The organism is Bacteroides timonensis (assembly GCF_000513195.1).
Classification (GTDB): Bacteria; Bacteroidota; Bacteroidia; order Bacteroidales; family Bacteroidaceae; genus Bacteroides; species Bacteroides timonensis.
Genome location: NZ_CBVI010000068.1, coordinates 1 through 11576 on the forward strand (window position 1 = coordinate 1; position 11576 = coordinate 11576).

Consider the following 11576-nt stretch of genomic DNA (forward strand, 5'->3'; position numbering starts at 1 on the left):
TTTGGCGGAGTATTGTCTTTTCTCCTAAGTGATCCAGCTGGGGCTCGAACCCAGGACCCCAACATTAAAAGTGTTGTGCTCTACCTGCTGAGCTACTGAATCAATCCTTTATTGCTGTTAAGCGGGCGCAAAGATAGAGACATTTTTTGAAAATGCAAAAGAATATCTCTTTTTTTGTTATCTTTGCCCAATATTCATCGAATGGGAATAGCATATACATTATTAATATAATACACTTAAAAAACTTTATGGCAACAGTTGACGATAAAAAGATTATCTTTTCTATGGTAGGGCTGAACAAGACCATTCAGCAGAACAACAAGCAGGTGCTGAAGAACATCTACCTTTCGTTCTTTTATGGTGCAAAGATTGGCATCATCGGTCTGAATGGCTCCGGTAAATCTACCTTGCTGAAGATTATCGCCGGGTTGGACAAGTCTTATCAGGGCGAAGTGGTGTTTTCACCGGGTTACTCAGTGGGCTATCTGGCTCAGGAACCTTATCTGGATCCTACGAAAACCGTAAAAGAAATTGTAATGGAAGGTGTACAACCCATTGTGGATGCACTCGCTGAGTACGAAGAGATTAACCAGAAATTCGGTCTGCCGGAGTATTACGAGGATGCGGACAAGATGGATAAGCTTTTTGCTCGTCAAGGAGAACTTCAGGATATCATCGATGCAACTGATGCCTGGAATCTCGACAGTAAACTGGAACGCGCTATGGATGCTCTTCGTTGTCCGCCCGAAGATCAGCTTGTAGAACATCTTTCGGGAGGTGAACGTCGCCGTGTGGCTCTTTGTCGCCTGCTGTTGCAGAAACCCGATGTACTGTTGCTGGACGAACCTACCAACCACCTTGACGCTGAATCCATCGACTGGTTGGAACAACATTTGCAGCAATACGAGGGTACGGTGATTGCCGTAACCCACGACCGTTACTTCCTCGACCATGTGGCAGGCTGGATTCTTGAACTCGACCGTGGCGAAGGTATCCCCTGGAAAGGTAACTATTCCAGCTGGTTGGAGCAAAAGACCAAGCGCATGGAAATGGAAGAGAAGACTGCCAGCAAGCGCCGCAAGACGTTGGAACGTGAGTTGGAGTGGGTGCGTATGGCTCCTAAAGCACGTCAGGCGAAAGGTAAGGCGCGTTTGAATTCTTACGATAAATTGATGAATGAAGATATCAAGGAGAAAGAAGAAAAACTTGAAATCTTTATCCCTAATGGTCCGCGTCTTGGAAATAAGGTTATTGAAGCGAAACATGTGGCAAAGGCCTATGGTGATAAACTTCTGTTTGATGATCTCAACTTCATGCTTCCACCCAACGGCATTGTGGGTGTAATCGGTCCTAACGGTGCGGGTAAAACAACACTGTTCCGGTTGATTATGGGGCTGGAAACGGTAGATAAAGGAGAGTTTGAAGTAGGAGAGACCGTAAAGGTAGCTTATGTCGACCAGCAACATAGCGATATCGACCCGAACAAGAGCGTGTATCAGGTTATTTCCGGTGGCACGGAGCTGATTCGTATGGGTGGACGTGATATCAATGCACGTGCCTACCTGTCACGTTTCAACTTTTCCGGTGGAGATCAGGAGAAGCTCTGCGGTGTACTTTCGGGTGGTGAACGTAACCGTCTGCATCTTGCTATGGCTCTGAAAGAAGAGGGCAACGTGTTGTTACTGGACGAACCTACCAACGACATTGACGTGAACACACTTCGCGCTCTTGAAGAAGGTCTTGAAGATTTCGCCGGATGTGCTGTAATTATCAGTCACGACCGTTGGTTCCTCGATCGTATTTGCACCCATATACTTGCGTTCGAAGGTGACTCCAATGTCTTCTATTTCGAAGGCTCTTATTCAGAATATGAGGAAAATAAACAGAAACGTTTAGGGAAAGAAGAACCTACCCGTGTACGTTATAGAAAGCTGATGAATGACTGATTTACTTGGGATGCCCCTCTTTGTTGGGAATAGTCTCGTTAATGCTTTATTCCCTTTAATGTATAAGTAGGTGTACTTAAATAAAGAATCTGAGTATTTCAAAGAATGAATAGGGGAGGGAGGTTACCCATAGGTAAATCTCCCTCTCTCTTCTTATCCACCTGCGCACCTGTCCGCTTTTACATTTTACCAAGTCCAATTGGTAACATTACAGCTGCTCTCCACCTCATCCTCTAAATAATCGGGAAGATTGCAGAAGAAATCGATGCCTGTCTTGCTCTCAAGTTCATCAATGCTGATGGCCTTTTCTTTGGTATCAATCCTATTTAGCGGATGTTCAAAAGTATAGCCATAATCATCACGATGTTCCACCCAAAATCCTATAGCCTGGTATGATGTAGCATTGTCTATAAGCTGATTGGCGCGATGAGCCAATACGGCAATGAAGTAATATTGTGGAACAGGCAATCCTTTTGATGTGAAACCTTTTGAGTCGGTAGCGGGCATTACTCCATCTCCTCCTGCCTTGGTTCCTTTATAATTTATCAATAGCTTGTCGAGCGTTCCGCCTTTTGCCACATAGATTTTATCGTATACACTTCCAAAGGCATTGTCCTTGCGCACCCATGAATTGAGTAACTGCTCGAAGGTAACCCAGTAACCGCCATTAAATGAGTTGAGTTGTGGGCTCATGTTGCTGAAGTAGAAAGTCTGCTTATTGGCTTCTGTAGAAAAAGAACGGTCATCGGAAGCACAGAGGTGTCCTCGGTCGAATCCATCATTGGTATGCCAGCTATTGTCAACCCTCATACTCTCCGGCAGCAATGGATCTACCGCCCAAGCGTCATCACTTCTGGTTACATTTTTCACCCCTGTAATGGCATCGTAGCTATAGGCAACCCAGCGAGAATGTTTCATGTTGTCGTTCCATTCCATTGCATAGTTAAGCACCTTATTGCCACCGGCCGTAACTTCATGCTCCACGTAGGTATTACCTTCCATCAGATGTGGCATTTCGTATTCTGTTACGTAATTTTGTCCTTGGGCGGATGCATTCGCATTTTTGTTTTCTATCACAATTCTTTGGGCGGTATTATGTTCCACTCCTACGTTAATTCCATCAACGTATGCGATGCGAAGTTTGAACATCGCAACTTGTGAAGGAAGCTGATAGCGTACCCAATAAGAAGTTTCTGCTTTTGCCACAGCCTTGTCACTCCATTGCTTAACGGTGGAGTAATCGGGAAGTGACGATAGATTATTAGTATCAAATTCTTCTGAAAAGGTGAATCCGTCACCGGAAATAGTCTTATTTGCTGCAATACTGATTTGCGAACGGATTGATTCATCCAATGTTAAGCCTTTGCCATTATCAATGGCAAAAAGTACTTCACGCTTGGAACCTTGTTCGGTGAGCTGAATGTCATTGATAGTGGGATGTTCATTCATTTCTGAGGAATCATCTGAGCTACATCCACAGAACAATGGCAGCAACAAGCAAATCGCTAAAATCAATTTGTAATATCTTTTATTCATATCATATATAAAATTGAAAAAGAAATCCGCGCTGTCATCACAGTATATGTAGATGACATTGCGGATTTTACTTTATTATACAAAATTCTTTATTCAGTCACTTTAGAAATGAAGAATGCACTTCCCACTTGAGCGGAATCTTTGTAGCTGGCACGAACACCGCATATAGTAATCTTATCACCTTCAACAATACCCAGTGATTCGAACTGTTTGCTTGCGCCTTTCCAGCCTGCAAGAAGACCATAAACATATACCTTGCCGCTTTCATCTGTAATATCAAAATTACCATAAACAGCATTTGCGATATTTGATACAGTACCAGTCAATTGGTAATATTGTGAAGTACTTTCTTCTGCTGCAAGGAAATCAGTAACAGTAGCTGCTTTTACACTCTTCACGTCCTCTGCAACGGCATTGGTCATCTGCGGAGTACCTTTGTATTCGGCACGTGGACCAACGAGAGTTACAATATCACCTTCCTTGATATTAGAATCAGCAAAATCCTTGATACCATAGATATATACATCACCCGAGAAATCCTTGATGTAGATATTGCCATATTTGGCATTGGCAATATTGGTCACTACACCACTAATGCGGTATTGTGTAGCACCCACTTCAGCGGCAATGAATTCAGCAACAGTAGCTTCCACAATAGCGCCCTTCTGTGAAAGTTCAGTCTTGCTTGTGTAATCTTTCTTGCCGTCAGTAGTACGGAATGTAATGCTCGTCGAGCGGTCGCCACCTTCGTTTTTGGCAGCCTGGAACTTCACGCAAGCATCTGTACCTTTCTGGTCGATAGAGACAATAGACAACCATTCTTTGGCATCCTCGGGAATTTCTACAGAAACACCGTTGCCTTTGGTTATGATGTATGCTTCGAAGATACCACCCTCAACCGGAAGTACATCATTGTAGACAGAGTCGACCTTGATGAGCGATTTGTTAATATTGAGCACAGTAACATCAACAAGCTCAACTGTAGTACCGTAGGTGGTTTTGGGACCTTGTATTGTTACCTCATCACCTTCTTCCAGACCAAGGCTGGCAAAATTCTTCGTATTGCCTTTGGCGTCCAAAGTTCCATAGACGTAAACCTTACCGGTGGCATCCACAATGTCCCAGTTGCCGTAAACGGTGTTGGAAATATTTGAAACAACACCTGTCACTTTATAAGTCTTCTTGTCGGGACCGGCTATTACCTCGGCACAAGTAGCTTCCGAAATGACTTGCAAGCCTTGCATGATAGTCAAGTTCTGAGTTTCATTGGCACTGCTCAGCTTAAGTTCTACTGAACGGCCATCAACAGTTTCAGCAGCAGAGAATGTGATTTTGCTTTCGCCTTGAGAACCTTGAGTTGTAGAGATGGTAAGCCAATCGGCCTTGTCGTTGCCTGTGATAACCCATTCGGCCTTCGATTCAATCGTAATGTCAGTACTACCTCCATCAGCAGGCAATGCAATGTACGACTGTGAAACCTTCAATCCTGACAAAGCTATTGCTGCATCATCTTCAGCACAGCTTGAGAAAAGGGAAATCACAGCAGCAAGTACTATAAAAAGATATTTTTTCATTTTCTTCGATTATTTTTAAATTGATAATCAGTTAAAGCAATACTTAATGCCGATAGAAGCATACCAGCACTGACCAATAGCATGGTTGAGAGTCCAAGTCTTAATGTTGCCATTTATAGACTCAGGAGTTGAGAAGGTAGCATAACCTTCAGCATCTACACCTTCGTACTTCAAGATACGGGCTTCGTCACCAATAGCAGGATTCAAATGCTTGCTTACTCCCCAGCTTGAATTGAAGAAATTAAGCACGTTCTTCATGTCAAAGCTCAACTGCAATTTGTGCTTGGCACCACATACATTCAAGTTGAAATCGTGCTTATAAGAGAAATCCACACGGTGTACCCAAGGCGAATAAAGGCTGTTAGGTTCAGCATATTTACCCTGATTGTCCTTAAGGTATGAGTTGCTGTGTACATAATCCATGAAGCGTGTCTTGTCATCCTCGCTAACGAAACGGAATGAACCATCGGCAACTTGCTTGTCTGTAGGAATATAAATGGCATCGTAATTGTAACCGTCACCGTTCATGTCGTTGGCCAGCATGTAAGAGTAATTGTAACCGCCACGCCAAGTCTCGTAAATCAAACTAAAGTGGTTGCCGCTCTTGTCGTTGATAGTGGCACTTGCAATGAAACGATCGGGAGTAACGTTAAGGCCATTGTGCAAACGGAAGTTGTTGACACCTTCGTATGTAGAAAGGTAGTTAAGTACTGATGAAGCATTGGAACCCGGAAGTGAAGTCACCTCTTTAGATGCTGTATGCGTATAAGCAGCCATCAAATTGATCCATTTGGCAGGCGTTGCGTTCACGGTAATGCTGGTCGACCATCCGTAACCACGGCTTGTGTTCTCAAGCATGTAAGCACTTGGCAGATTCTTGCCGGCCTCGTTCGTATAAGTAGCGTCAGAGGGGAATACAGGACGGTTGTCAGCACCATTGAAGCGTGTAAAGCCGTTTACGTCTTTCTGGCTCCAGTCTCTCAACATGGCGGCATTAAGTGTCTTGTTGTAGATTCCTTCTACCGTCACGTTCAATGGGAATGATACGGGTACTGTATAATCTACAGCAATTGAAGACTTCCAGACCTGTGGCATTTTAAAGTCGGGATCGACACCGCAAATGCTTGAAGGAATTGTACCGTCTTCCGGTTTGATAGTCTGAGGATATCCCAAATCATAAAGCTTTTGTTTCAGAGCTTCTGTAGAAAGGATTCCACCTTTGAATTCATCCATAGTGAAACCTTTGTCTGCTGCATTCTTGGCATTGATTTGCGCCTGATATTGAATCATACCGCCATTGGTAGGCATATTGGTAAAGAATACCAAAGGCAAACGTCCGGAGAACAAACCGCTACCACCACGCAGCTTCAAAGTATTGTTGCCAAGTATATCCCAACTGAAACCTATACGAGGAGATACTGTCAATGAGCTTCCGGGCCATTTACCGGTATCGATATGACGACCGTTGTAGTCTAAATCAAGAATAGCATTGTTGGTCATCAAGTCGCTATTGTCAAAGAAGAGTCCATCGAAGCGCAAACCTGCTGTAACCTTGAAATCGGAACGTACGTTCCATTCGTCTTGCAAGTAGAAGCCAAATTTATTGAACTGAACACGTGATGCCGGTTCGTTTTCACCGTTATAACCATAAGTCATACATACAATTTCCGGAGCAGCTCCTTGAACAAAGTCATCCAAGCTGGTATAGCGATAATATCCTGTACCGTTACGGAGATATTGGTTGTCGGCCATTTGATGCTCATAGTTCAAGCCAACCATGATTTTATGATTGCCGGTATAGTAAGTTACATCATCCTTAATATTCCACACTGTGTTGTGGACTGCGTTATTGTAAGTGAAAAGTTCTTCACCAAAAGAGATGTAGTTTTGATTGTCTTTCAAGATATCGACAAATGGGAAAATACTGGAATTAGTACCACGTACGTCATCCAACTTAGAGAATGTTGCCAAAAACTGGTTAGACAATGTAGCAGAGAAACGGCTGTTAAGGTCGAAAGACAATGAATGTACCAAGTTGTCCATAGAATACATGGAGTTGGCATACGACATGGCATACTGTGAAGTACGGCCACCCGACATACGAGAGCCACCGTCCATAGAGGAAGAGTTAGGAGCATTCCATACGGTATTCTTGGTATAGTTATAACGCAAAGCCAAGCGATGGTTGTTGTTGATGTTCCAGTCTATACGTGCCAATAATTTAGTATTCTTATTGTCGGACGGGAAGCTGCTGAACGAGCCTGTGTCATAGCCATATCTTTCTCTTGCTATGTCGGACACATTCTGAAGGTCGGCAACGGTTGCACGTGAGATGTAAGCATCTGCATTGGCCACACCGTCTTCGGAAGCACGCCAGCGATTGGCAATTGCAGGAGTATTCTGCAACTCGCCGTTTGCAAAGAAGAAGAGCTTGTTCTTGATTATCGGACCGCCAATGGTAAAACCATATGTAGTTGACTGGTCTTTCTCGCGAGCACCTGAGATTGTTTCACGATCAATGGCATCACCGCGCATGTTTTCATTCTGGTGATAAATATAAGCTGCACCTTTGTAAGTATTGGTACCTGATTTGGTAATGGCATTGATACCGCCACCGATGAAGTTGGTCTGGCGTACATCAAACGGAGATATGACAATCTGAATTTCGTCAATCGCCTCTATAGAGACCGGATTACCGCCACCAGGCAGGTTGGAACTCAAACCGAAGTTGTTGTTGAAGTTGGCACCATCGATTGTGAAGTTGGCAGTACGACCGTCAGCTCCGGCAAACGACATCCCATTGCCACCGTAAGCAGACAAACGGGAATAGTCGGTAATGCTACGGCTTACAGAAGGCATGCTGGCAATCTGGGTATTGGAAATGTTGGTTGTTGCTCCAGTCTTCTCGGAAGCGAATTTGGTCTTTTGAGCTGTAACAACTACTTCGTCAAGAAGTTCAGATGATTCTGCCATCTGTACATTCAAATTGTAGACTTCACCTAATTGAAGAGTTACATCCTTAAACATCATTGTTTGGTAGCCGATGTAAGAAACCTCCACGCTGTAAGGTCCGCCTGACCGCATACCTTGAATGGTATAACGACCATCAATGTTTGTAATTGCGCCATATCGTGTCCCGGAAGGCTCGTGTATAGCCTGAACTGTTGCACCGATAATGGCTTCCTTGTTTGAGTCTGTTACCTTTCCACTCAATGAGGCGGTAGTTACCTGAGCCTTAGCTGTCATTGCAACTATCACCATAATTGTGGAAAGAATGAATCGCATTCTTTTTGCCATGAGATTTTAATTAATATGATTAAACTATTAAAAAACGTTGCAAATTTAAATAATAACTTTCAGATTACTATTACATATCAGTTACAATTTTTATTATATCTTTAGCGTAAAATGTAATTGTCAAGAGAAAACGGTGTAATTTCAAGCTGTAAGAAATTACAATAGAGATTATTTTAACGAGTAATATCAAAATGACAAAATGTAAATCGTAATGTTTTAGGTTCTGTTTTTTCGTATCAAGATTTTCGTGATATAGAAAAATGCAAGGATTTCCTGTTTGGTGAATACAATATGACTTATAATAGTGGGAGATGATAGGTTTAAGAAGGAATATGTTTGTTGTTTTATTCTTAATGATTATATAACGACTGTTTTTTGTTGAAAAATGATTATTTTTCTCCGTCACTTGTCTCTTTCGAAATAGAAAAATATCAGCTGCTTTTCGGAATGGCTACACCCTTTTCCTGCGATGGTATCACCCTTTGGGGATGAAGGTGTAGCCCTACGAGGCAAAGGGTGTAGCCATTTCTCAAATTACATCGCCCGTTTGAGTGGAATAGATGATCCGTTTAGTCAGAATAGATGATGCAATTGTGCTGAATAGACCATCTGTAACATGCCAATAGATGATATAATTCTGATAAACTAAGGTTCTATTCTTCTGGAAGCGACTTTTAGTTAGAGTCTCTTGTTATCTATAATTGGCAAAAGTAGATATTATGAAGTTAAATCCTTTATTTTGTTATCTTATTGTCACATCAGCCTTATGGTAGTACTGCTTTATAGGTGATACAGCCATCTTAGTGGTTGTAGGTGCGTACCAAATAGAAACTGTGCGCTGGATTTCGTACAGGCAGGATGAAAACATTATCGATGTTTTCCATATTGTGAGTATTGTATGAGGCGATGATTTGTCCGCTGACGTTGATAAGCTCCACATGGGCAAGGGCGAGGTTTGTATTTCTGTTCCGATCATTTTTTTATTTTCATTTCCATCAGCACCGGATTATGGTCGCTGCACAGGTCCAGATCGGGCGAGTAGTAACGGTATCCTTGGATGCCGGGCGAATGGAATATGTAGTCGATGCGCAACAGGCGTTTGAAGTAGCGGTAGGTGTACATGTAGCCGCGACCGCTGGTGCGGAAGCCGTCTTTGAGGACATCGGACAGTTCGGCATAGGTGTAGGAGGATGGCAGGGAGTTGAAGTCACCGCAGGCCAGTATGGGGTAGGGGCTGGCAACTACCAGTTGGCGGATGCTGTCCGTTTGTTCGGCGCGTTTCACGAAGTTATCGTGCAGGGAAGTGATGGCGCCTTGCACGACTTCTGCTTCACGACGGGTGTCGTTACTGTTGGCAAGTCCGCGTTCCCATTTCCGGCGGTTCTGGCTGACGCTGGTGGTCTGTAAGTGGTTGTTGAGCAGACGGACGGTGTCGCGTCCCAGGATAATGTCGCACTGCATGCTACAGTTGGCGCTTTGCTGGTAGGAAATGAACTGGGGATTGACGAGCGGGTAGCGGCTGAACACGGCGATAGGAAGTACTCCGCGGATAGAATCCTCGGTAGGGATCAAGGCGTAGCGCCAGTGGGAAAATACGTTGCGGATGCTGTCCATCGGGAAGTATTTGTTGTCACCACATTCCTGGAAGCAGAGGACGTCGACTTCCTGTTCTTTCATGTAGCGGGCGATTTCCTTGCAGGAGTAGCCTGTAATCTCCCCTCCGAAATTGCCAACGTTGTAGGTGGCTATTTTCAGATATCCGTCGGCATAATTGCTGCTGTAGTGGCCTTCGGGAATCTTCTTAGTGAAGCTGAATTGGAAGATGGCAAGGATATATCCGTAGTTGAAAACTAATGCTGCAAGGGGAACGAATGCCCAGCGCCTGCGGGCGAATGCCCAACAGATGGCGACTAACAGATTGCACAGCAATAGTGCGGGCAATGCTAATCCCAGTACGGGCATGTACCTTGAATTGGCGGGGTCGAAGTTCCCGGAGAACGCAGCAATCATCGTGACAAGGGCCAATACGATGCTCAGGAGGACTGGAATGCTGCGGAATAAACTTTTGATTTCTGATTTTCCCATGTTGTGATAAAGCTACAAGCTACGAGTTACAAGCTACGAGGGGCTGCGCTATCATACCGAAGGCACTTGTAACTCGTAGCTTATTTTATTACATTTACCGGTTTTCCGTCAATATATGCTTTTAAGTTACTGATAAGAATATGTATCAGCCTTTGGCGGGCTTCAAAGTTGGCCCATGCGATGTGAGGGGTGATGAAGCAATTCCGGGCGGTGAGTAACGGATTGTCGGCACGGGGTGGTTCTTCGGAAAGAACATCCAGTCCGGCGGCGTAGATTATGCCGGTATTCAGGGCATTGGCAAGATCTTGTTCGTTGACGAGCGGGCCGCGTCCGGTATTGATGAGGATGGAGGTGGGTTTCATCAAGGAGAGGCGGTTGGCGTTGACCAGTTCACGGGTACTGTCGTTCAGCGGACAGTGCAGGCTGACGATGTCACATTCGTGGAACAATTGGTCGAGTTCCGCTTTACGGATTTCGGGAGGAAGTTGGAGGCGCGATTTGGAAGTGTAGGCCCATACCTTCATACCGAAGCCGATGGCTATACGGGCGGTGTTGTAGCCGGTCTGTCCCAGTCCTACGATACCGATTTTTTTTCCGAGCAGCTCGATGAGTGGAGTGTCGTAGAAGCAGAAGTCGGGATTCTTGCTCCAGTTTCCCTTGCTGACTTCTTCGGAATAATGGCGTACTTGCTGGGTGATGTTCAGGATATGGGCAAATACCATTTGTCCGACAGAGGGGGTACTGTATGCAGGGATATTGGTGATGATGATGCCGCGTTCGCGGGCGGCGTTGATGTCTACCACGTTGTAGCCTGTAGCCATCACGCCGATGTATTTCAGATCGGGCAGGGCAGCCATTGTCTCGCTGTTGATCACTACCTTATTGGTAAGGATGGCTTCTGCACCGGCAGCACGTTCAAGAACTTCGCCGGGAGCGGTGCGATCATAGATCGTGCACTCGCCTAACTCTTTCAGCTTATCCCAGCACAGATCACCGGGATTCGTGGTGTAACCGTCTAATACTACAATTCTCATTTTGTATATATTTAAAGTGAGTACGCAAATTTAGGGAAAAGATTTAGGATAATGCAAATAATGGTCTGTTTTGTTGAATTTGCTTCTCTTACTTTGCTTTCTGA

6 protein-coding genes and 1 tRNA gene are annotated in these 11576 nt (G+C 44.4%); 1 reads left to right on the forward strand and 6 read right to left on the reverse strand.

Features of this window, described 5'->3' with window-relative positions:
* Nucleotides 1-29 precede the first annotated feature (29 nt).
* Nucleotides 30-102, reverse strand: a tRNA-Lys gene (locus BN161_RS13205).
* Nucleotides 103-248: 146 nt separating this feature from the next.
* Here BN161_RS13205 and ettA point away from each other — a divergent pair.
* Nucleotides 249-1946: an energy-dependent translational throttle protein EttA gene (gene ettA / locus BN161_RS13210; RefSeq protein ID WP_044266978.1), complete on the forward strand. Its 1698-nt coding sequence runs from the start codon at nucleotides 249-251 to the stop codon at nucleotides 1944-1946.
* A gap of 186 nt (nucleotides 1947-2132) precedes the next feature.
* Here ettA and BN161_RS13215 read toward each other — a convergent pair whose 3' ends face one another.
* From BN161_RS13215 to BN161_RS13235, 5 genes are all read right to left on the reverse strand, one after another.
* Nucleotides 2133-3482, reverse strand: a complete 1350-nt coding sequence (locus BN161_RS13215) for a DNA/RNA non-specific endonuclease (protein ID WP_044266980.1) — start codon at nucleotides 3480-3482, stop codon at nucleotides 2133-2135.
* Nucleotides 3483-3571: 89 nt separating this feature from the next.
* On the reverse strand, nucleotides 3572-5056 hold the full coding sequence (locus tag BN161_RS13220) for a BACON domain-containing protein (RefSeq protein WP_044266982.1): 1485 nt from the start codon (nucleotides 5054-5056) through the stop codon (nucleotides 3572-3574).
* Between the two features lie 27 nt (nucleotides 5057-5083).
* Complete coding sequence (locus tag BN161_RS13225; protein ID WP_044266984.1) at nucleotides 5084-8353, reverse strand: TonB-dependent receptor; 3270 nt, start codon at nucleotides 8351-8353, stop codon at nucleotides 5084-5086.
* A gap of 972 nt (nucleotides 8354-9325) precedes the next feature.
* The gene (locus tag BN161_RS13230) at nucleotides 9326-10438 is read right to left on the reverse strand and encodes an endonuclease/exonuclease/phosphatase family protein (RefSeq protein WP_044266985.1); all 1113 of its coding nucleotides are present in this window, start codon (nucleotides 10436-10438) and stop codon (nucleotides 9326-9328) included.
* 80 nt (nucleotides 10439-10518) lie between these two features.
* Nucleotides 10519-11472 (reverse strand): D-2-hydroxyacid dehydrogenase, encoded by a 954-nt coding sequence (locus BN161_RS13235; RefSeq protein ID WP_044266987.1) that lies wholly within the window; start codon nucleotides 11470-11472, stop codon nucleotides 10519-10521.
* Nucleotides 11473-11576 lie beyond the last annotated feature (104 nt).

Bases quoted from the DNA above. Each gene is read 5' to 3' on its own strand.
- BN161_RS13235 (WP_044266987.1), bottom strand. From the start codon at position 11,472: ATGAGAATTGTAGTATTAGACGGTTACACCACGAATCCCGGTGATCTG.
- ettA (WP_044266978.1), top strand. From the start codon at position 249: ATGGCAACAGTTGACGATAAAAAGATTATCTTTTCTATGGTAGGGCTG.
- BN161_RS13230 (WP_044266985.1), bottom strand. From the start codon at position 10,438: ATGGGAAAATCAGAAATCAAAAGTTTATTCCGCAGCATTCCAGTCCTC.
- BN161_RS13225 (WP_044266984.1), bottom strand. From the start codon at position 8,353: ATGGCAAAAAGAATGCGATTCATTCTTTCCACAATTATGGTGATAGTT.
- BN161_RS13220 (WP_044266982.1), bottom strand. From the start codon at position 5,056: ATGAAAAAATATCTTTTTATAGTACTTGCTGCTGTGATTTCCCTTTTC.
- BN161_RS13215 (WP_044266980.1), bottom strand. From the start codon at position 3,482: ATGAATAAAAGATATTACAAATTGATTTTAGCGATTTGCTTGTTGCTG.